At 39.4% G+C, this 21410-nt stretch carries 17 protein-coding genes and 2 pseudogenes; 10 read left to right on the top strand and 9 right to left on the bottom strand.

Annotated elements, in window-relative coordinates:
* Positions 1 to 17: 17 nt before the first annotated feature.
* Entirely contained in the window at positions 18 to 1001 is a 984-nt protein-coding gene (guaC, locus tag NST85_RS27960) for a GMP reductase (RefSeq protein WP_127191628.1), read from the bottom strand.
* 459 nt (positions 1002 to 1460) lie between these two features.
* Here guaC and NST85_RS27955 point away from each other — a divergent pair, with 459 nt between their 5' ends.
* A complete protein-coding gene (locus NST85_RS27955) occupies positions 1461 to 3173 on the top strand; it encodes an ABC transporter ATP-binding protein (RefSeq protein ID WP_127191629.1) in 1713 nt (570 codons plus the stop codon).
* Between the two features lie 340 nt (positions 3174 to 3513).
* Here NST85_RS27955 and NST85_RS27950 read toward each other — a convergent pair whose 3' ends face one another.
* The 4 genes from NST85_RS27950 to NST85_RS27935 form a co-directional block, all read right to left on the bottom strand.
* Positions 3514 to 3810, bottom strand: a complete 297-nt coding sequence (locus tag NST85_RS27950) for a putative quinol monooxygenase (RefSeq protein WP_127191630.1) — start codon at positions 3808 to 3810, stop codon at positions 3514 to 3516.
* Between the two features lie 56 nt (positions 3811 to 3866).
* On the bottom strand, positions 3867 to 4295 hold the full coding sequence (locus NST85_RS27945) for a MarR family winged helix-turn-helix transcriptional regulator (protein ID WP_127191631.1): 429 nt from the start codon (positions 4293 to 4295) through the stop codon (positions 3867 to 3869).
* Between the two features lie 164 nt (positions 4296 to 4459).
* The gene (locus NST85_RS27940) at positions 4460 to 5098 is read right to left on the bottom strand and encodes a nitroreductase family protein (protein ID WP_127191632.1); all 639 of its coding nucleotides are present in this window, start codon (positions 5096 to 5098) and stop codon (positions 4460 to 4462) included.
* A 234-nt stretch (positions 5099 to 5332) separates the two neighbouring features.
* The gene (locus tag NST85_RS27935; RefSeq protein WP_127191633.1) at positions 5333 to 6523 is read right to left on the bottom strand and encodes a coenzyme F420-0:L-glutamate ligase; all 1191 of its coding nucleotides are present in this window, start codon (positions 6521 to 6523) and stop codon (positions 5333 to 5335) included.
* A 106-nt stretch (positions 6524 to 6629) separates the two neighbouring features.
* On the opposite strand from NST85_RS27935, the gene NST85_RS27930 reads away from it, so the two are divergent.
* Positions 6630 to 7529 carry a LysR family transcriptional regulator gene (locus tag NST85_RS27930; RefSeq protein ID WP_341190955.1) on the top strand — a complete coding sequence of 300 codons (900 nt, stop codon included), beginning with the start codon at positions 6630 to 6632 and terminating at the stop codon, positions 7527 to 7529.
* A 410-nt stretch (positions 7530 to 7939) separates the two neighbouring features.
* Positions 7940 to 8917, top strand: coding sequence for a ring-cleaving dioxygenase (locus NST85_RS27925; RefSeq protein ID WP_341190954.1), 978 nt, complete (start codon positions 7940 to 7942; stop codon positions 8915 to 8917).
* Between the two features lie 53 nt (positions 8918 to 8970).
* Here the strand turns inward: NST85_RS27925 and NST85_RS29420 are convergent.
* Positions 8971 to 9042, bottom strand: a pseudogene (locus NST85_RS29420) (hypothetical protein); the annotation flags it as partial.
* Between the two features lie 446 nt (positions 9043 to 9488).
* Between NST85_RS29420 and NST85_RS27920 the strand changes: the two are divergent.
* Together NST85_RS27920 and NST85_RS27915 are read left to right on the top strand one after the other, a co-directional pair.
* Positions 9489 to 9740, top strand: coding sequence for a YolD-like family protein (locus NST85_RS27920; RefSeq protein WP_341190953.1), 252 nt, complete (start codon positions 9489 to 9491; stop codon positions 9738 to 9740).
* A gap of 1222 nt (positions 9741 to 10962) precedes the next feature.
* Positions 10963 to 12369 carry a hypothetical protein gene (locus NST85_RS27915; protein WP_341190952.1) on the top strand — a complete coding sequence of 469 codons (1407 nt, stop codon included), beginning with the start codon at positions 10963 to 10965 and terminating at the stop codon, positions 12367 to 12369.
* Between the two features lie 62 nt (positions 12370 to 12431).
* Here the strand turns inward: NST85_RS27915 and NST85_RS27910 are convergent.
* A pseudogene (locus tag NST85_RS27910) lies at positions 12432 to 13373 on the bottom strand (IS30 family transposase).
* A 143-nt stretch (positions 13374 to 13516) separates the two neighbouring features.
* Between NST85_RS27910 and NST85_RS27905 the strand changes: the two are divergent.
* Both NST85_RS27905 and NST85_RS27900 read left to right on the top strand, forming a co-directional pair.
* Positions 13517 to 13900, top strand: a complete 384-nt coding sequence (locus NST85_RS27905; protein ID WP_341190951.1) for a hypothetical protein — start codon at positions 13517 to 13519, stop codon at positions 13898 to 13900.
* Positions 13901 to 14376: 476 nt separating this feature from the next.
* A complete protein-coding gene (locus NST85_RS27900) occupies positions 14377 to 14721 on the top strand; it encodes a zinc ribbon domain-containing protein YjdM (protein WP_127191637.1) in 345 nt (114 codons plus the stop codon).
* A gap of 93 nt (positions 14722 to 14814) precedes the next feature.
* Here the strand turns inward: NST85_RS27900 and NST85_RS27895 are convergent, their stop codons facing one another.
* The gene (locus tag NST85_RS27895) at positions 14815 to 15546 is read right to left on the bottom strand and encodes a class I SAM-dependent methyltransferase (RefSeq protein WP_127191638.1); all 732 of its coding nucleotides are present in this window, start codon (positions 15544 to 15546) and stop codon (positions 14815 to 14817) included.
* A gap of 95 nt (positions 15547 to 15641) precedes the next feature.
* Positions 15642 to 16688 (bottom strand): PocR ligand-binding domain-containing protein, encoded by a 1047-nt coding sequence (locus NST85_RS27890; RefSeq protein ID WP_127191639.1) that lies wholly within the window; start codon positions 16686 to 16688, stop codon positions 15642 to 15644.
* 247 nt (positions 16689 to 16935) lie between these two features.
* Here NST85_RS27890 and NST85_RS27885 point away from each other — a divergent pair, with 247 nt between their 5' ends.
* The 3 genes from NST85_RS27885 (at position 16936) to NST85_RS27875 (ending at position 21091) form a co-directional block, all read left to right on the top strand.
* On the top strand, positions 16936 to 18072 hold the full coding sequence (locus NST85_RS27885; RefSeq protein ID WP_127191640.1) for a glycerol dehydrogenase: 1137 nt from the start codon (positions 16936 to 16938) through the stop codon (positions 18070 to 18072).
* A 1-nt stretch (position 18073) separates the two neighbouring features.
* Positions 18074 to 19834: a dihydroxyacetone kinase subunit DhaK gene (dhaK, locus tag NST85_RS27880; protein ID WP_127191641.1), complete on the top strand. Its 1761-nt coding sequence runs from the start codon at positions 18074 to 18076 to the stop codon at positions 19832 to 19834.
* A 201-nt stretch (positions 19835 to 20035) separates the two neighbouring features.
* Entirely contained in the window at positions 20036 to 21091 is a 1056-nt protein-coding gene (locus tag NST85_RS27875; RefSeq protein ID WP_127191642.1) for an NAD(P)/FAD-dependent oxidoreductase, read from the top strand.
* The last annotated feature ends 319 nt before the right edge of the window (positions 21092 to 21410 follow it).

The following is a 21410-nucleotide window of genomic DNA, read 5'->3' as shown; positions in this document are numbered from 1 at the left end:
CAGAAATAAATGGAGGTTTAATATACCTTGTCACCATTAAAAATGGAGTTCTTAACGATCACATAATCTACTTTACGGATGGCTTCTAGTTTGTTGCCTCCAGCGTAGGAGATAGAAGATTGAAGATCTTGTTCCATCTCGATCAAGGTATCCTCTAAAGAACCCTTATGCTCGACAATCATCTTTTTGCCTTCAACGTTTTTCTTTTCACCCTTTTGGAACTCTGAAGCGGAACCAAAGTATTCTTTGTAGAGCTTGCCATCTTTCTCAATGGTTGCTCCTGGGGATTCTTCATGTCCAGCAAATAGGGAGCCGATCATAACCATAGAGGCACCAAATCGAATGGATTTAGCGATATCACCATGAGTACGGATACCACCGTCAGCAATGATAGGCTTACTTGCAGCCTTTGCACATAAACGTAGTGCAGCTAATTGCCAACCACCAGTTCCGAAGCCCGTTTTGATTTTCGTGATGCACACTTTCCCCGGTCCAATCCCTACTTTTGTAGCGTCAGCACCGGCATTCTCCAAATCTCGTACGGCTTCTGGAGTTCCTACATTTCCTGCAATAACAAAACAATTAGGCAGGTATTGTTTGATATGTTGAATCATCTTGATCACAGCATTGGAATGACCATGTGCGATATCGATTGTAATGAAATCCGGTGTGATACGCTCGTCAGCTAATTGCTGAACAAATGCATATTCTTCTTCTTTGACTCCAACGCTAATCGAAGCGATTAATCCTCGTGAGTGCATATCCTTAATGAATGCTAACCGTTTCTCTGGTTCAAAACGATGCATGATATAGAAATAACCATTTTCGGCTAAGTAAATTGCGACCTTCTCGTCAATAATCGTTTGCATATTTGCGGGTACGACAGGTAACTTAAAAGTATGTCCACCTAGGGCTACAGAGGTATCACACTCAGAGCGGCTGTCTACAATACATTTTGCGGGAATTAATTGGATATCTTCATAATCAAATACTTTTTTCATTTAATACACCCCTAAACACGAACGTTATAGTTTTAGACTTTGCAAATTGTTCGCCCAATCTGTAATGTACATCATTTCACTGCGTAAGTCAAAAATTTCGCACAGTTAAATCTTGTCCTCTTGGATAAATCTTGAACGATTACCTATTGGGATATATAATATAAGGCATAATCTTTTAATTGAGGTGAAGAGAATGGCTTACCGTACTGTTCGAAGTAACTAGTTCCCGGGCTGGGTGAAACGCGTGCCAGCTATCAAGGGGGGAGTGTATCCCTTTGATCGTAGTGAACTAAGAACTTTGGACGGTGTCGGGCAGTCATTTTATAGAGCCAGGGCACTAAGCTATTTAACATAAAGGACGACCGTGCATTTCTTCAGTGATGGTTGGTTCTTTATTTAAGTGGCAAGGGATCCCTGGCTTTTTTGTATACTCATTTGAAAGATAGGAGATTAACTATAATGCTAAAGAAGTGTCTTATGCATCTAAAATGGTGGATATTGCTGTATATTTTGTTGGGATTCTCAATTCAACTGCTGAGTAGTTTAGGGATTGTAGTCTTCCAAAAAATATTAGATAGAGCTGTGGTAGTGAGCAGTTTAGGCGAGATATCAAATCTAATCATCATCTATGGAGTATTGCTAGGCGGAACGGTTATCCTCAATTATGTCGACGAATATCCTAGCGTACATTTATCGAACAGCATCACAGAAAGATTGAAAATTATGGCCTTATCCAAAATATCAAAAATGGATTATCAAGCGTATCAAGACATGGGCACAGGTCAAATGATAAAAGTGATTGAGAATGGTGCATCAGCCGGGAATAACATCATCTTTTCCTTTTTACTCCGGACAATACATGAGTTATTGCCCACCATCATATTTAGCTTATTCTTTATAAGTTTCTATGACATAAGAATTATGTTAGTTATCGCGTGTGGTTATGTAGTTATCTTTCTTGTAACGAACGTACTACTGAAATATCTGTATAAAATAAAGACAACCATCCTCAAAGAACAGGAAAATATGTCTAGGTACTCTATACGTGGATTCATGGAATTGGTTGTTTTCCGAACAAACAAAAGATATGAGAAAGAGATAAGTAAATTAAGCGATACAGCACAAAATATAATTAAAAAAAGCGTTCACCTTAAAATGATCCATGAGTCCTTTTTTGCCATATTTGAATTATTTATCACGATCATCAAGGTCACTTTATTAATCTACGGTATAAATAGCATAGTTAAAGGTGAGATATCGCTTGGGGTTGTGGTCGCATTATTTATGTTTATTGATAAAATTTACACGCCGATCGCCATCTTTAATATTCTCTTTGTGGATTATAGGCTGAATAAAGTAACCTATCAAAGATTTGAGGATTTCATTAACGCTCCAGAAGATAAAAATTTAGAATCAGGAAAAGTAATTACAGATATTCAAGGCGATATTGAATTTAGAAATGTATCCTTTGATTATGGACAAGTGAAGATATTGAACCAGATGTCATTTTCTATCGAGCGGGGAATGTCAGTTGCCTTTGTCGGATTAAGTGGGGGAGGAAAATCAACCATCATCAAGTTAATTGTAGGATTATTAAAAAAGCACGAAGGTAATATCTTACTTGATGGCACGGATTTAGATGAGATTGAGTTGAATAGTTATTATGATCATATCTCATATCTATCACAAGAAACTCCGATTTTTGATACTACAATCAGGGGCAATATTGTCTTTGATCATCCTATTTCAGACGAAGAAATATATGATATTCTGGCCAAAGTTCATTTAAAGGAAAAAATATTAGCTTTACCTGAGCAATTAGATACGTTAGTTGGGGAGAAGGGTGTTAAATTATCGGGAGGAGAAAGACAACGCCTAGCATTTGCGAGAGTCATTGCACAGAGGAGAAATATCTTGATCCTGGATGAACCGGTGTCAGCACTCGATAATATCACGGAGAAAAGCATCATGGAAACCATTTTGAATGAATTTAGGGACAAAACTATCCTCATTATTGCCCACAGATTAAATTTCGTTAAAGATGTCGACAAAATACTTGTGGTGAAGAAGGGCTCGGTTGTGGGTGAAGGTAAATTTGATGACTTAATAGAACATTGCGATTCGTTCAAGGAGCTGTGGAATAACAAAAGTCTAATTGAAATAACTGAATAACAAATAGAAAACTCGTCCCATGCGCGTTAGCACGGGGCGAGTTTTTCGTTGAGTTGAAGAATAAATCAATCTAAACCCAAATCAGTGCTTTTAATTGAAGAAGTATATTTAGATCATAGTGGAGAGGACGGAATTGTCCTGAAGAAGCGGAGCGTTGGCCTAAAAGCTTTCCAAAGGAAAGCTACTTCGGAAGCATATGCTTTGCCTCCGAATTTTTACCGCTATAGCGATATAATCAAACAAATTTGGAGGCAACAGCGATCGTAAGGATAATCCGTCCGCGTAGCGGTAATTGATCTACGTATACATTTTTTCAAGCACTGATTTTGGTGTTGAGCCTTTATTTATTTACAGGCTCACCGCTGAATACTTTAAGATCCATAGGTGCAGCCATGAAAGTCGGAGCTTTCTGAACGAAGGATGTAAAGTGGGCACTAGTATTATGTGAAGTAGTCGCCGCTACATCTTTCCACAGTTCGACCATTGTGTAATGATGCTCTTGCTCCGTACTCTTCATAAGATCATAGCTGATGTTACCTTCTTCTGCTCTGGATAGAGGGAGTAGCGTCTTCATTTCATCCAAAAACGCTTGTTCTTGCTCCGGTTTCACTTGGAGGTGTGCATGTATAATAATCATTGATCATCATCCCTTGGATTTATTTACCGTCATAACTTAACGGTTATGTTTATATCCTAAAATTCACTGATATTGTTCTGCATCCGTTGGATCATATTCGCAAGAACATCAATTTCTTCTTTACTGAAATCCTGGAGCATTTGATTCACAAAGGTAGCTTGTTCTATCTTGGTAGCTATAATCCGTTTGCGGCCTTCCTCCGTTAAGCGCACGAGTGTGACTCGGTTATCGGAGGGAATCTTGTTTCTTACCACCATTCCGTCGGCCTCGAGCTGCTTTAAATGACGAGTAATCGCTGCGCTATCGATATTCACGACTTTTTGCAGGGTGGACTGATTCACTTCATCGACTTCGTAAAGGTGGTGCAATAGTTCATAGCGTGATGAGCTAATCCCCGTACAACGTTCAAACTTAGGGCTTATTTGGTTGCTAAGTCCCTTAAGTAAATATAAAATCTTTTCTTGCTCCGAAAAAGAACATTTCATTATTGACCTCCGAGGTGCTTTAGTGGATATATACAATCGTATGATTTGAATACTCAACCATTAATTCTATTCATTAAATGATAGTACGAAATGATGAGAGTAGCAATGCGATGGATAATCCCTTAAGCTTAGATCTCAGTGTCCAGAGGTCTAAGATTATTGTATTATTTCCAAGTCGTTACTGTTTCAACAGGCAGACGGTAGGATTGGAATCCTTCACTAGCCGCTTTACCGATCGTAATCAGCATAACTGGGAGATAACGATCTTTATCAAGTCCGTAAGCTTCCGCAATTTGGGCCTTCTCATAGCCACCAACGGCATTTGTATCATAACCGTGTGCACGTGCAACGAGCATGAGCTGCATGGATACAAGACCTGCATCCAGTATAATAGTCTCTCTCATATCTCTTTCAGAAATTGCTTCAAAGTGAGGCTTTAGTGCCGTCATTTGATATTCTTTCACTTCGCTAGGCATATATCCAAGCTCAACCGATTTACCGTAAATTTCTTCAGCATAATCGAAGTTTTTCATATCCGCAAACACCGCAATGACCGCCGATGAACTCATGACTTTGTCCTTGTTGAATTTAGAAAGAGGGGCTAGTGTTTCTTTTCCTTCTTCACTATCAATAACGACAAAGCGCCAAGGCTGCATGTTAACTGAAGACGGTGCACGCATAGCCTCTTCTAAAATTTGCGTCATTTCCTCACGGCTAATTTTTACACTAGGATCATAAGTCTTAATGGACCGACGTCCATATACGATTTCGTTGAAATCATTTGTTTTTTGAAAGTTATTCATGGTTATTCCTTCCTTCTTCTATTAGTGTCATCTCTAGTTGGATGTGATATAATTGACTCCTCAATAATTGATGGCTCAATTAATATAATACATTATACTCGTTAATGCAATATCCAGAAATATTTACCTTGGACCAAACCTTCAACTATGCATAGCGAATATAAGATATATGGAATTAAAAATAAAATAGCGATGGCACATTTACACTAAATGGCCACCGCTATTATTCATAATTTATTTTGTATAGTTATCAAAATAACCTTGGATGAAGATAATAGGTGTACCTTTATCTCCGCTACCCGAAGTTAAGTCCGATAGTGAACCAATGAGATCCGTAAGTCTTCGTGGTGTAGTACCTTGAGCTTCCATCGCTCCAGTAAGATCCTCATTTTTATTGTTGATGTATTGGGATATAGCTTGTTTAAGTTCTTCGCCTCTTAAGTCAGCAAAGTTATTATCCGCAAGGTATTTGAGTTTCACTTCATTAGGTGTACCATCAAGTCCTGCAGTGAAAGCTGGTGATACAACTGGATCAGCCAGTTCCCAAATTTTTCCGACAGGATCTTTGAATGCGCCATCTCCATAGATCATAACTTCAACATCTTTGCCTGTCTTTTCTTTGAGCATTTGCTGTATGTTATCAACAATAGGTTGGCAATTGCGTGGGAAAAGTTTAACGCTATTTTCTGTTGATTTATTGGAACCTAGCAGACCATAAGCTTCATTACATCCACTGCCTTCTATTGATTCTGATAATATGTCATCGAGACTATAGATTTTCTCTCCACCATTTGCTTTTAAAATTCTCTTAGTTCTGAATCTTGTATGGATATCACAAGTTAGAACATTTTTGGTGTAGTCCAAAATGGTTTTTGGGTTATTGGAGAAGATGACTTCACATTCTACGCCGTATTCTTCAACTAATGATTTATAGTAATCAATATAATCAACACCAGTAAACGTATGTTTGTTGTATCCAAAATGCTCACGGAATTGTTGTTCAGTTAGAACATCGGTCCAAGGATTAATACCCTTTTCATCCAGCGTGTCTAGATCTACTAAGTGGTTACCCACTTCATCCGATGGATAGCTAAGCATTAATACAATTTTCTTAGCGCCTTTTGCAATACCACGGAGACAAATCGCAAACCGATTACGACTTAAGATTGGGAAAATAACGCCAACCGTATCTTCTCCAAACTTCGAACTTACATCTTTAGCAATATGATCGATTGTAGCGTAATTACCTTGAGCACGAGCCACAATTGATTCTGTTACAGTTACGATATCTTTATCATTAATTTTAAAGGCCTCAACTTCTGAAGCTTTTAGTACGCTATCTACAACGATTTCCTCTATATTGTCACCTTGATTGATGATGGGGCAACGAAGACCTCTAACAACTGTTCCAACTACTCTTTCCAATATAATCGCTCCTTGTTAGCAAATTACGTAGCTACTTGTAATATACATCGACCTAGTGTTATAAGTAAAATTAATATATCGAATGGTAGGTATAAGGGGTGATTATATGATAAGTAAGTTAGATTTATATAAAGTATTTTGTAAGGTGGGGAAGAGTGAAAGCTTCTCCAAGGCAGCAAGAGATCTTTATATGACACAACCCGCAGTTAGCCAGGCGATTATGCAGTTAGAGCGAGAGTTGGATATACGTCTTTTTAATAGAACACCTAAAGGGGTCTCTTTAACGAATGAAGGCAAACTCCTATTTGAATATGTAAATTCAGCAATTAATTTAATTGATGTTGGAGAAGAGAAGATATTAGAATTTAAGAATTTAACCGTAGGGGAGCTAAAAATAGGGGTAGGGGATACGATTTCTAGATATTTCTTGCTTCCGTATTTAGAAGCCTTTCATAATAAATATCCCAATATTAAGTTTAAGATTATTAATGGTACAACATTAGAGCTTTGTTCTATATTGAAATCAGGAGAGGTTGATATTGCGATTTGTAATTTCCCGATTGCTGATTCTACATTAGAACTGCGACCGTGTATTGATATCCATGATATTTTTGTGTGTGGTGAGAAGTACAAGGATATCGTATCTGGACCCGTAAGCCTTGATCAAGTAGTACAACTGCCTTTAATATTTCTTGAAAAGAAGTCCAATTCCAGAAGGTATGTAGAGGATTATATGATGTCCAAAGGGATCAAGATTTCACCAGAATTTGAATTAGGTTCTCATGATCTATTGTTGGAGTTTGCCAAAATAAATTTAGGGATAGCCTGTGTGACTAAAGAATTTTCCCAAGAATATTTAAATAAAGGATTGTTATATGAAGTACAATTAAATGAAGAAATACCCAAAAGAAGTATAGGAGTATGCTTTCTGAAAAGTGTACCCTTGTCACTAGCCTCAACAAAATTTGTTGAGATCATAGAGGATATTCCAAAAGTCATCTTTTGATCACGATGTATATCAAGAGGTTATTCAACATCGAATCTTGAATTCAGCTGGGCCTTCCGGTGCTCACGTAGGTTTTGCCTACGCTCCGCTCCCTCAGTCCCTAGCTTCATCCAACCTTCTTGGTGCTGAAAATCTGACTTTTTGAATTCGTACTAGTTAGAGAACAAGCTCATATAAAATGCTGTTATTCATCGAAAGTGAAATGAGCGCAAGAGCAAACCCAGTTCATAACACGAAAATCGTGTGTTGGACTAGGTTTATGTCCTTAGATTGACAAAGCGAAATCGTTGCTGTAATATATCTTAATATAAAGATACTTAATTTAAAGTTAATTGTCGCCCTGCATGATTAAATCTTTAGACGCTTATATTAAGCTCATAGAAAGCCCAAATAGAGACGGAGGAATTACAATGAACGGATTAAAAGGAATACATCACGTAACAGCTATTACAAGTAGCGCGGAGAAAAACTATGAATTTTTCACGTATGTTCTAGGTATGCGCCTAGTTAAGAAGACGGTAAATCAAGACGATATTCAGACGTATCACTTGTTCTTTGCAGATGATAAGGGGAGCGCAGGAACTGATATGACATTCTTCGATTTTCCAGGTATTCGCAAAGGTACACATGGCACAGATGAGATTTACAAAACGTCTTTCCGGGTACCAACTGATGCAGCATTAGACTACTGGGTGAATCGTTTCGATCGTTTGGATGTGAAACATCAAGGCATTCAAGAATTATTCGGCAAAAAGGTGCTTGCTTTTATTGATTTCGATAACCAGCAATATCAATTGATATCTGATGAACATAATCAAGGAGTAACATCAGGAACACCATGGCAGAATGGACCGATTACATTAGAATATGCCATTACAGGATTAGGGCCCATCTTTATTCGAGTATCTAATTTTGATCATTTCAGAGAAGTGATGGAGAAGGTTCTATTGTTCAAAGAAATCGCCCAGGAAGGGCCTAAGCACTTATTTGAAGTTGGAGAAGGCGGGAATGGTGCGCAAGTTGTAGTTGAGCATAATACCACCCTGCCAAGAGCACAACAGGGATATGGTACTGTTCACCATACGGCCTTCCGCGTTGAGGATCGTACGGTACTAGATGAGTGGACGGAGCGCCTAGATCAATTCGGGTTCTCTACTTCAGGTTATGTTAATCGCCACTTCTTCGAGTCTTTGTACGCTAGAGTTGCTCCTCAAATCCTATTCGAGTTTGCTACGGATGGACCAGGATTTATGGGAGATGAGCCTTATGAGACACTGGGAGAGAAATTATCTCTACCTCCATTCTTAGAAGCGAAACGTGAATATATCGAAGGAATAGTTCGCCCAATCGATACTGTGCGTAGTACAAGAGAGTTCATTAAAGAATAAAGTGCAATTTCATACTGTTGATAGAAGATGGCAATGCCCCCTTCTTTGACGTAGAAGTCAGGGTTATCATGTAGTCCAGCCGAGACATCGTCAAAGGAGTCCTTTTTGGTTTGTTCCTTCAGCATTTTGTCGAGTGTCTTCTTGTAGTTTGGAGCGTCCTTTAACACTTGGGCAAGTTCCAATGGCTTACCGTCCTTCAGTGAGAAAGTAAGTCCTTCGCTTTAAGGGTACTACCATGTGGAGCTTTCTGCTTGAACACAGCATTTATCGACTGCTGAGCTTCATCTGAATAGCCTCTACGAAAGTTTATGCGGTATTGAAGAGCTTCTGAAGCGTGGTTTTGTAAAAGAGATACGGACAAATACGTTCCATGTTCACAGCGACTTTTTCAAATCTGTCAGGGTCAGTCTAGAAATTCCATACTTGGAGCGCCCATTCGTACTCTAATTAAGAAGAGACAACAATAACAGCTGAAGCGGGTATCGACAATTTGAATCAGGACTTCATGTCACGTATTTGATTAGTTAGGGAAGTGCTGCACGATAACAAAACAGAAGGTATGGGGGTTCTAATGGCAAAGGCAAAAGTAGCAAAGCGTCCAACACGAGATGAATTTGAGTTAGAAGAGCTCGGGAATCAACTCGTGGAAGCGAAGGATGAAGAGTCTGAAATAATGGTGACAGTATGGGCTAAGGAAGACCAGGTACGTGGTCAAATCGTTAACATGGACGCACGTGCAAGACTGGTTCACTTCTCCTCCAAAAATGAAATCATAAAAGTCCCTTTTTTGGACATTATGAAAGTGGACTATCCACGAGAATGAATCCTTCGAATCATCAACTGATCGTGAACGGTGTTGCAGTCAGATCTGTAACTATCAAATTGAGTATGGTGTGCTCAATAATAATTAGAGTCATAAATGATCATTACAAAGTGCCGAAGAATAGATTGAAACATAAACGCAGGTACGGTTATCCGGTTCGATTCTAGACCGGGAAAAATCGATACTTGCGTTTTTTGTTCAGCATGAATGAGGAGCCGAACGGCGATCCTTTACATTAACATCAGAACGAATTAAGAACTAAAACCCTGAGTTAATGCGAAAAAATGAAAGGTCACCTTAAGGTAACCCAGAAGTCACCTCAAGTGTCATAACGTATAACTTCTCGCTCCCAGATGAGAATCAGTCGGATAGTTTTTCAATGCTTAATTAGAATATATAATTTCTCCGGACCGTAACACCGGTTCAAAAAATACATTCAAACGACGAGGCATAATAGACGAAATAGAAACAAAAGGGAGGGAAGGAGAGGGGGATATCTGCAGATCCTCTATTCGAATAGTGATACCAGATCACTTGATTGTATTACTGTTCACATCCGAAAGTTCAGGATCATAAATGGTATCTCGGGGAAGCTTAGATAGCCGGCCAAGGTGGATGACGAGAAGATGTTATCTACGAACTATATGGCAATGGTTAAAATCCATATAATCAGTCCCTTTTTACCACCCGTGCGCACATTTATTCTGAGATTCCCCACAATCACCTATCGGACCTCTTTTTGGTTCAGTACAGATCGACTGATTCTCTCGGGAGAATCAAGTGGCGACTCGACGACTACCACCCAGGACTTGTAAACGAAGCTTTTTTTAGAAGAATTTGATCATTATGATTGGCCCAATTAGAGCATCATTATGCACAATAAGCATTACGTAAACTTCTAATATACTGCTTAGATTCATTGACTCTTCTATTGGGATGAGTCTTTTTTTGGGTCTGTTAATATTTTTGAATAAATTCTATTTCCTGAACCTTCCCGATGGGAGTTCTTTATGATATTCTCTCATGCGGGTTACAAGTCTTAGTGTTTAGAACTGTTTATTAGAACTATACAAGATTATACATTAGTATATATGAGTCTCTCAATTCTGATGTATAATCTATACAAAAATACAAATTTGGTGTATGTTTTAAAGTAACCTACAAATATCCTTTATTGTAAAAAATAAGGATGTTGTAAGTCAAAATATAAAGGAGGTTCAAAATGAAAAAAGTAGGTATTATAGGTTTAGTTCTATCATTATCCCTTTGTCTAGTACCAATGGTAAGCGCTGAAACAGCTAGTAAAGAAGTTAGTCATCCTTTTGCTTTAACCCAAGAACTTGATGTTGTTGAAACAGAGACGCCATTTAATGGGGAGGCGATCTCTAAGGGAAATGAAAATTACTTTGGTGTTACTGATTTAAGTACACAAAGAAATACCCAAACAAATAAATTGTCTATTGAAACTAAGTTGGAATTTTATGATAATAATTCTGAAAGTATTAATGAGAATGAAGTTCGTGTAGATGGACAAGTTATTTTACATAATGGTAATGACTATCAATTGGATGTTGATGGAGTAATTTCAAAATACTGCATGAACGGAAAAACATATTATTTTGGGCCATTATTAACTAAGCTCAATCATAATGGCAAAGAAGTGGCTGGAACAGTAGGGATCTTTTATAACAAAACTGATGAGAAGTATAATGTGTCAATTTGGATGGGAGAAATCGGAAATGAAGACGGATCATCTTTGTTGAATTTTGGAGATTCAACTCCAGAGCAAACTGAAGTAATTCAATCTTTTCAAAGATATCTTGATGAAGTAAATCAAAAAAACACTGCGATTTTATCTGAGTCTGAGGCAAATGAATTTTCAAGTTCAGAATCGTCAATTGATCCTATGTCTTCGGGGGATTATTTCAGACATGCACTATCAGTCGGTACTAGTAAGAGCACTGGAGTTGGCAACGATGGAAATGCTTCTAATTGGATAGCAATGCAACATATATATATTAATGATGCCTTATCACGTGATGAATTTACCACCACAGTTTTATGGCGTGATAAGCTTTTTACCAACAACGAGTCTCTCTTAAAGTATTTGAAAAATAGTGGTGTTACAACATATTTATCTCTTAATAACTATGCTGTTAATGTTCATTTCTATGCTGGAGGTAATCAATCAAGAATTACTGATTCAACACCTACAGATTCAAACCTCGCATTGAAAGGTATGTATAAACCAGTTAAAGCTACTGCTGGTGGTCTATATACGGTTGCATACAATATTTTTGCGGAGTTTTGGAATGCTAGGCTGGATAGAGTGTACTGGGACCGTACAGACATTACATTTGTAAACACAATGTCTGCGGATGAAAATAAAGCGATTGATCATAAACCAGGGAATTTGGTTGATTTTCCGGCCTATAACGCTGAAGATGATGAGTATGGAATAAGTCATGAAATTCTTACATATTTACCTGAATCGACGACTCAGAACAATCTGAATGGCGAATTTATTGCTAGCACAAATCTTGTTTGGTTCATTAGTGATGCCAATGGTTGGACTGGTTATCCACTAGCTAACCTACTAGGAATTACCATTTTTGAGACTAATCCTTAATTAATATCTAGAATAGAGCATAAGGGATTCCTTATGCTCTATTCTTATGATTAGACGGATTGTCAAGCTAAGTGCGACACCTGTTCCATAAAAGATTCGTGAGCAGATTTCCAGCCTAGACATTTTCGAGGACGGTCGTTAATGAGATGGATGGCATGAGCCAGTTCCTCATCGGTAACCTGTGCAAAGTCATGACCTTTGGGAAAGAACTCCCTAAGAAGTCCATTCCCATTTTCATTAGATCCTCGTTGCCAGGAGGAATAGGAACAGCAAAGTAGTCATCCTGTCCATGAAAGTTTTCTAGGGCGCCATAGCAGGCGAATTCTTTCCATCGATCAGCCGTAGACGATAGAAAGGTTTTTTGAGGGTACTGGCTAGCGATTACACAGAACGCGATCTCCATCGAATGCTCCGTACGATCTGGTATCTTTAGGGCTAGATACATACGTGTCTTGCGTTCAATGAATGTTGCGGCACAGGCTCAGCTCTTTCCTCGGCTGGATACAACGGTATCCAGTTCCCAGTGTCCGAAAGACTCTCTTTTTCGCAACTCATTAGGGCGGTGGCTAATCAGTTTCCCTACGAGAAAGCGTCCGCGTTTCTCCATGGGCTTACGCCGTTTCCCCTTATGTCTCAGTACTTTTACTTCGCCTGCAACAAAGCGTCCAGCATAGAGCCAACGGTAGATGGTCTTGAAGCATACGAACGATTTTCCGCTCACTCTCCTATGCTCGGCGATTTGCTCGGGCGACCAAGTCTGCTGTAGGTTCTCTTCCAGCTCAGGACTAAACCTACCCTTTGGCTTGGAAGATGCTCGACGTTCCTATAAGCTGCTTGTGCAACATCTGCTGTGTAGGCTCCGTTCTTGCTTCCGCGTTCTTTTCCCTTGCTATAGCAGAGTGATGTCTCCCTAGCTTTTCACCAATCTCTCGGTTGGTCCATTCCAAACGATACAAGATTTCTAGCTGACTACGTTCGATTATGCTACAATGAGTGTAGCTCATGTTCTGATTCTCCTTGTGTAGGTGTGGTGTGGTAACTTCATTCTACACGAATCAGTCATGGGTTATTTTTTTATTCTCTTAACATCTGTCGCACTTTATATTACAATCCGTCATTAGAAGAGGAAGAGTTTGGGGGGAAGGTAATGAGAAAATTGTTTAGTGTATTAGCCGCACTAATCCTAGGTTATTTAATTTATTTCTATTATTTCTCTGAAAGTTTGAACATTGGTGAAGAGACGGCAAAAACTATAGCAATAGGAACTGCATATAATGAATTTGGGCAACATGATTTATATATTTATCCCGACATAAGTTTATTTAAAACAAAACGAAAAAACATCGAAAAGGAGCTTCCTTTTTATCTCCAATATAAAGAGAAATATTACTATAGAATAATGCTAAAGCATCAATCTAAGAATGAGTTTGAGGCGGGAGATCAACTTAGTATAATATACACAATCGATGCGAAAAATGGGGCAATACTGAGTAGATTCATAGGTAATGAAAGAAGATATTATAATGAATAGTCTCGCTGTAATGTTTGTGACTAACTTATTATGAGTAAAAATTACTATTTGAGAGAGTGTTTGTAAGTGACTTAGTGATTTGGTTCAACAATCGAGGTTCTTAATTGTATGAAGACAAATGATTCAAACCGTTCAAAATAATTCTTCATTAAAGGTAAGCCGATACGCCAGCCACCGCTCCGTAGAATTAAGTGATAATTCAGGTAGTGGAAGTTAAATCATTTTCGTCGCAAACAAAATGTAGATTCAACTGATGCATTAATACATTTTGCAAAAAGACGGCATATGCTGTAAAGCTATATTTTCTTCTAACACGAATAAAGATAAAAAACCATGAGTTAAAGCGAAAATAACGAAAGGTCACCTTAAGGTCATCTGTGCAATATGTGGCAAAAGATCTTTTGGGGAGAAGGTTTGTCAACAGGAGAGGACTATGTCAGAATAAATGTATAATAATGAATGGAGGACATGAAATTATGTCTACTTTACCAAATTGCCCGAAATGTAATTCAGAATACACTTACGAAGATGGGAGCCTGTTGGTATGCCCAGAATGTGCCCATGAGTGGAATCCCGAATCAGATGCCAACAACAATAGTGAAGATAATAAAGTAGTCAAAGATGCCAATGGGAACGTCTTAAACGATGGTGATTCTGTAACAGTCATCAAAGACCTCAAAGTCAAAGGAAGCTCATCCGTTTTAAAAATAGGAACTAAAGTGAAAAACATTCGTTTGGTTGATGGAGACCACGATATTGATTGTAAAATTGACGGATTTGGAGCTATGAAATTAAAGTCTGAATTTGTTAAAAAGATATAAGTGCGGGGGAGATTCTCTCTCCTATAACAAAATAAAGGCAGTCCTGAACATGAAAATCATGTGTAGGGCTGCCTTTTGTATTGAAGAAGTATGTCAGATCTTTTCTGCTGAAATAATGATAAACATCGGTCGTCTAGTCTCATCTTGCATTATGGGATTACTCATCATCTCTTCGGAAGGCAGAGGTTCTTTAACGGCTTTTATGGCAAACCCAGCTTGAATTAAGTTATTCATATAAGTGGAGATCGTACGATGATATTTGATCACATTGTCTGTTAAGAAGGTTGTTTCACGTTTTCCCTCAGACGAATAATGATCTACAGGCCAATGCAGACGGTTTCCATGCTCATCGTAATACCAGTCTTGTTCATTGCGGGTAGTAAAAATTGGATGTTCAACGGAGAAAATGAAACTGCCGCCTGGCTTAAGAACGTCATGGATCTTTTTGCAGATCGCTTCGAATGACTCAATATAATGAAAAGCCAATGAGCTGATCACCACATCAAATTGCGCATTAGGAAATTCGATGTCTTCAATTGGCATTTGTAGATATGAGATCGCGGCATCATCGGTTAGTTCAGCGGCCTGTTGTAGCATTTTTTCAGAGATATCAACGCCAACCACGGAACTCGCTTGTTGCTCGCGTGCATATCGACAATGCCAACCGAAGCCGCAGCCTAGATCCAGCACACTTTTATCACGCAAATCGGGCATTAATGCCTTTAATACATGCCATTCTCCGGCACCTTCAAGTCCTTGGATTGAACGAGGCATTTGCTTATACGCAGAGAAGAAATTTTCATCATCATATTTGTTTTGCTTCATCAGGGTTACATCTCCTATAGTCTTAAGTCAGTTGAGAATCGATGTACTTATTAGTACTTTACACTTCATATTCTAAAGAAATCTGATCTGTATTACTAATCTTGTTCTGCATCATGTTTCTGATACCAATTTCGGTACACTGCAGGGGTTAGGTTTTCGAACTTTTTAAAGGTTTTGATGAAATACCCCGCATCACAGAATCCTAATTCATCACTAATTTGATTGATCGATTGATCTGTTGTTACTAGAAGCTGCTTCGCCCATTCAATTTTCAAGCGCGGGGCAAAGACGGAGAAATTCTCTCCGGTTTCTTTAGTGAATAATCGGCTGAAATAACTCGGACTAATATGACATACTTTAGCCATTTCGTTTAAGGTAACATTTTCACTTTTATGATGATAGATATAATCAAACGCTGGTTGCAGCAATGGATTGGAGGAACGAATCTCCTTGGACACTTTAATCTTATTCTCAATAAGAGTACTTGAAAGCTCGCTTTGAATCGCTTGAATATTCCGATAAGTACGATCAGATGCGCTAAGGGAATCCACGGAAGAAGGTTGATCTATCTCTCTAGCCAAAGCCCGCTTATACATTTCTATTGTCGTATTTTTATTGATGGCCTCTTCTACGGTGTAGTTGCATAGATGAAATAACATCTCAGCAGTGGTTGAAACTTCCTCGTACGACAAGGTTGGCAAAGCAAGATAATCTTCTTCTAATGCTTTAAACTTGTTATTCGTTTCTACGTTTGGTGGTCGAGACACAATTTGCTCTAGCTGAGGGTCTGCATCGCGAAGCTTAATTTGGCCAGCCATGATGGCTCCGATATATTGATTATCAATAATGATAGGAATAGCAATATCTATAATATTAAAGTGGCACATGTAGATATAAGGCTTATTCAGCCGTACGGCTTCAAGCCCACCTCTCGCATCACATTTCTGACAATACGGAGATAGGACAGCGTCCTTCCTTACACCCTGGCAAAAAGGTTGACAGTAACTATGTTTGGTTACAGGAACACCTTTGTAGTCGACTGTAATAATCGCCATTTTGGTTACGAGTGCAAGCGAATCCTGAAGCTTATGCCACTTCTCTATGTCGAGAATTTTCTCCAAATTAAACAATGGATTGCTCATAAATATACGCCCCTTTTACTTACAGGAATGAGAATATAAAGTGGGGATACAATATTAATTAGTTGCTGAAGTATCACAGCTTGATGGTACTATTCTAACCTATCAGAAGAACAAGATTCTACTATTTAGTGATTAAATGACAAATAAACACAATATGAAAGCGTTTAAATAGGCTCTCAACGTTCCATGCTTATTTCCCATGCTCAGCCTATAATGAAAATCATAGTAAGTAAGGGAGGAATTTATCATGAGAAAAGCTTTTATTAGCCCAACGAAATATGTTCAAGGAGAAGATGAACTGTTCAATTTAGGCTATTTTGTGAAAACATTCGGAGATTCAGCTCTACTCATTGCTCATCCTGAAGATGTTAAGCGAATTAAGGACAAGCTAGAATGGACTAAAAATAAATTTAATATCACATTGATCGAAAGTGGATTCCAAGGGGAATGTTCACGCGAAGAGGTCAAGAGATTGCAAGAGCTGGCGGGGCAACATTCCTGTTCATGTACGATTGGACTAGGTGGAGGCAAAGCCATTGATACTGCAAAATGTGTAGCAGAAGGTGAAGCTTTAATTATAGTGCCAACCATAGCAGCTACTGATGCACCAACCAGCCATTCCGCCGTGCTGTATACACCCGAAGGGGAATTTGATGACTACGCCTACTTCAAACAAAGTCCTAGTGTGGTGATGATCGATACAACAGTGATTGCCAATGCCCCTACAAGATTTCTTGTATCGGGAATGGGGGATGCACTCTCGACTTATTTCGAAGCTAGAGCAACCTCAAGATCCTACTCCAATGTGAATGCAGGGTTGCCATGTGGTGTTCGTGAAGGAGTCTGCGGTGATGCTAAAGGAACGAATACAGCACTCGTACTAGCTAAGTTTTGTTACGAGACCTTATTAAGAGATGGTGTGAATGCCAAAATATCCTCTGATTGCAACACAGTAACTCCCGCGCTTGAGAACATTATAGAAGCTAATATCCTTTTATCGGGACTGGGTTTTGAAAGCGGTGGATTAGCTGCTGCTCATGCCATTCATAATGGCCTTACGTCCCTTGCGGGAACTCATCACTATTATCATGGGGAGAAAGTAGCCTTCAGCACCATTGCTCAATTAGTACTTGAGAATGCAGATCCAGATGAATTGAATGAAGTACTTGCGTTTTGTGTAGCGGTTGGCCTTCCCGTTTGCCTTGCGGACATTGGAGTAGATAGCGTTTCGTATGAAGAAGTGCTAACTGTAGCTCAAAAAGCCTGTATTCCAGAGGAGTCTATTCATTCGATGCCATTCCCCATTACGGCGGAAGCTGTGGCAGCAGCGATTATGGTAGCTGACCAAATTGGTAACAAATACAAAATGAATAAGGATGAATAAAATGAAAAAGATCATAAACAAACCAGAAACGTTAGTAAGAGAGATGTGTAATGGCTTGATCATGGCACATCCAAAACTAGAGTTTATTAGCAAATATAAGGTCATTAAGAAGAAGGACATAAACAAAGAAAAAGTAACTCTGATCAGTGGTGGGGGAAGTGGACATGAACCTGCTCATGCCGGATTTATCGGAAAAGGGATGTTAGATGTAGCTGTATGTGGAGATGTGTTTGCCTCCCCTTCCCAAATCCAAGTATATCAAGCGATCCGCTCCTCAGCAGGGAATAAAGGGACGTTACTAATTATCAAAAATTACAGCGGCGACATGATGAATTTCAAGAGCGCGGCTTACCTTGCAAGCGAAGATGGGATAGAGGTCGACTTTGTAAAAGTGGACGATGATATTGCTGTAGAGGATAGTCTTTATACGGTGGGTAAAAGAGGCGTTGCTGGAACGGTGCTGGTTCATAAGATCGCAGGCGCAGCAGCCGAGCAAGGGTTGTCTTTAAGTGAAGTAAAGGCAGCGGCTCAGAACGCCATCGACAATATTAGAACGATTGGATTCGCGTTTACCTCTTGTACTGTTCCTGCCAAGGGAACACCAACATTTAAACTTGAGGATAACGAAATGGAGTTTGGGGTTGGTATCCATGGCGAACCGGGAATTCGCAAAGAACCGATGGTTTCAGCCGATGAATTGGCGAACAGAATGGTGACCGCTTTACTGGAGAACTTGAAGATTGATTCTGACTCGGGGCAGGAAGTTGCGGTATTGGTCAATGGATTTGGGGCAACACCACTCCAAGAACTATACCTTTTGAACAACTCCGTTATGCGCGAGTTAGCTTCCCGGAAGATAACGGTTTATAAAGTACTAGTCGGGAATTTCATGACGAGTATAGATATGGCCGGAGCATCCGTTTCTATTATGAAACTGGATGATCAGTTGAAGAAGTTATTAGCTGAAGAGTGTGATACACCAGCATTATATATACATGAGCCTTTCGAGCTAGTGAACTATACTGAGGTCGTATTAGAACCAGAAGAGAAGAAGTCGGTATCGTACAAATGTGAGACGAATGAAGCTTATGCCAAAATTGAAAACAATAAGTATTCGTTAAACAATTTGATCTATCTAGTGGATAAGATGTGTGAAATCGTCATCGAGAATGAAGTTCCATTCTGTGAGCTGGATTCGCAAGCGGGTGATGGGGACTTTGGAATGAGTATTGCGAAGGGATTCCGCCAGTTAAAAGAAGAGTGGCATGAGATCACAACGAACCATACAGCGGATATCGGAAGTTTCTTAGACGCTTGCTCCCTGGTTATTATGGAGTATTGCGGCGGGGCTTCGGGTCCTATTTGGGGATCGGCGTTCCGAGCTGCCAGCAAGAATGTGGGCAACAAAAAAGAGCTGTCCGCTGATGATTTTGCCAAAATGATGTCTGCTGTGGTTAAAGGCATTCAAGATACAGGAGAGAGAGCATTTGGCAGAGGGGCGGTTGTTGGCGACAAAACATTAATTGATGCGCTTGCTCCTTATGCTGAGTCATGGGAGAATAGTGCGGGGCAAGGCGAAGAGATTAAGTCTGCATCCGCAAAGGCAGCGAATGCCGCTGTAGAAGGATCGAAACAAACGGAGAAGATTGTTGCTCGAATGGGAAGAGCGGGCACAGTGGGTGAGCGGAGTATTGGGTACCCTGATGCTGGAGCCCATGCCATTGGCGTTATTTTCACAGAGCTTTCTAAGACTTTAAAATAAAGAGTCCATACTGAACGAACGAAGGGTACCCAAAGGGTACCCTTTAATTTTTGAGACAAAAACATATAATAGACCGTTTCGCGTGAGCGGAAGGTTTTTCAGATGTTAAATGCTATTTTATGTTGTAAAAAAGGAACAATGAGTGTATATTCAATTGAGAATGATAATCAATTACATATGATTACTGAGGAGTGATCGGGAATGTTACAGGATGATGAATTGTTTGATGTAACCGTGATTGGAGGAGGTCCAGCGGGGCTTTACTCCACTTTTTATAGTGGGTTAAGAGAAATGAAGACAAAACTTATTGAGTATCAGCCCCACCTGGGTGGGAAAATTCATGTCTATCCTGAGAAGATGATCTGGGATGTTGGAGGACAGATACCGATTACGGGAACAAAGTTAATTGATCAACTTGTAGAGCAGGGATTAACATTTAATCCAGAAGTCGTATTGAATGAACAAGTGGAGTCGATCACACGTAATGAAGATGGGATCTTTGTTTTACTAGGTTCCTCAGGGCAACAGCATTATTCCAAAACAGTCATTGTGGCTGTTGGTGGTGGGATATTGAATCCTCAAAAGCTCGAGATCGAGGGGGCAGAGAGGTTCGAAGTGTCTAATTTAAATTACACCGTGAAGTCATTCAATCGTTTCAAGGACAAGACGGTGATCATTTCAGGTGGAGGAAATTCTGCTATAGACTGGGCCAATGAGTTAGAGCCTATCGCCAAAAAGGTGTATTTAACCTATAGAAAAGATACCTTATCCGGTCATGAATCCCAAGTAACGCAATTGATGAACAGTTCTGCTGACTGCTTCTTTAATTCTTCAATTACTAAACTCATTGCTGGTGATACGCATGAATTCATTGAGCGAGTTGAACTGACGAATCATGAAACGGGAGAGATTACGTTTTTAGAAATAGATGAAGTGATCGTAAATCATGGGTATGAGCGTGATAAGACATTACTTGAGAATAGTGAAGTGAATATCGCTATAGCAGATAATTACTATATTGCAGGTAGTGTAAATAGTGAATCTTCAATAGAAGGAATTTATGCGGCGGGAGATATTCTCAAGCATGAGGGGAAACTATACTTAATCGCAGGTGCTTTCCAAGATGCGGCTAATGCCGTAAACCAGGCAAAACTATTTATCCAGCCTGATGCTGATAAATTTGGCATGGTCTCTTCACATCATGAACTGTTCAAGCAGCGTAATAAGGAATTAGTGAAGCAAATGATGAGTGAATAAAGCTATACAAGTTGAACTAATCATTGTGAGTGTGGCTCCGAGAGCGAAATGTTCTTACGATCACTGTTGTCCCCAAATTTCCTGATTGAATTGTTATTATGGTTGAAATTTGGGGACAAAGGCGAACTTAGCTTATGCTTCCGAGGTAGCTTTCCCAAGGAAAGCTTTTAGCTTCTTCAGAATCATTTCTCTCTCCGCCATTCAACTTATAAAAGCCAGGGGAGTGGGGATAAGAAATCTGTCCCTACTCCCCTGGCCTTTTGCATTAATTTGAGGTTATTATTTCCACGCCAATCTTCCCGCTGATTCAAACAATATC

This window comes from Paenibacillus sp. FSL K6-2524 (assembly GCF_038005525.1).
Classification (GTDB): domain Bacteria; phylum Bacillota; class Bacilli; order Paenibacillales; family Paenibacillaceae; genus Fontibacillus; species Fontibacillus anaericanus.
Note: the sequence above shows the minus strand (reverse complement) of the source record. Positions and strands in the feature narration are given on the sequence as shown.

Excerpts from the sequence above, each read along its gene's own strand:
- guaC (WP_127191628.1), bottom strand. The coding sequence starts at position 1,001 with ATGAAAAAAGTATTTGATTATGAAGATATCCAATTAATTCCCGCAAAA.
- NST85_RS27955 (WP_127191629.1), top strand. The coding sequence starts at position 1,461 with ATGCTAAAGAAGTGTCTTATGCATCTAAAATGGTGGATATTGCTGTAT.
- NST85_RS27950 (WP_127191630.1), bottom strand. The coding sequence starts at position 3,810 with ATGATTATTATACATGCACACCTCCAAGTGAAACCGGAGCAAGAACAA.
- NST85_RS27945 (WP_127191631.1), bottom strand. The coding sequence starts at position 4,295 with ATGAAATGTTCTTTTTCGGAGCAAGAAAAGATTTTATATTTACTTAAG.
- NST85_RS27940 (WP_127191632.1), bottom strand. The coding sequence starts at position 5,098 with ATGAATAACTTTCAAAAAACAAATGATTTCAACGAAATCGTATATGGA.
- NST85_RS27930 (WP_341190955.1), top strand. The coding sequence starts at position 6,630 with ATGATAAGTAAGTTAGATTTATATAAAGTATTTTGTAAGGTGGGGAAG.
- NST85_RS27925 (WP_341190954.1), top strand. The coding sequence starts at position 7,940 with ATGAACGGATTAAAAGGAATACATCACGTAACAGCTATTACAAGTAGC.
- NST85_RS27920 (WP_341190953.1), top strand. The coding sequence starts at position 9,489 with ATGGCAAAGGCAAAAGTAGCAAAGCGTCCAACACGAGATGAATTTGAG.
- NST85_RS27915 (WP_341190952.1), top strand. The coding sequence starts at position 10,963 with ATGAAAAAAGTAGGTATTATAGGTTTAGTTCTATCATTATCCCTTTGT.
- NST85_RS27905 (WP_341190951.1), top strand. The coding sequence starts at position 13,517 with ATGAGAAAATTGTTTAGTGTATTAGCCGCACTAATCCTAGGTTATTTA.
- NST85_RS27900 (WP_127191637.1), top strand. The coding sequence starts at position 14,377 with ATGTCTACTTTACCAAATTGCCCGAAATGTAATTCAGAATACACTTAC.
- NST85_RS27895 (WP_127191638.1), bottom strand. The coding sequence starts at position 15,546 with ATGAAGCAAAACAAATATGATGATGAAAATTTCTTCTCTGCGTATAAG.
- NST85_RS27890 (WP_127191639.1), bottom strand. The coding sequence starts at position 16,688 with ATGAGCAATCCATTGTTTAATTTGGAGAAAATTCTCGACATAGAGAAG.
- NST85_RS27885 (WP_127191640.1), top strand. The coding sequence starts at position 16,936 with ATGAGAAAAGCTTTTATTAGCCCAACGAAATATGTTCAAGGAGAAGAT.
- dhaK (WP_127191641.1), top strand. The coding sequence starts at position 18,074 with ATGAAAAAGATCATAAACAAACCAGAAACGTTAGTAAGAGAGATGTGT.
- NST85_RS27875 (WP_127191642.1), top strand. The coding sequence starts at position 20,036 with ATGTTACAGGATGATGAATTGTTTGATGTAACCGTGATTGGAGGAGGT.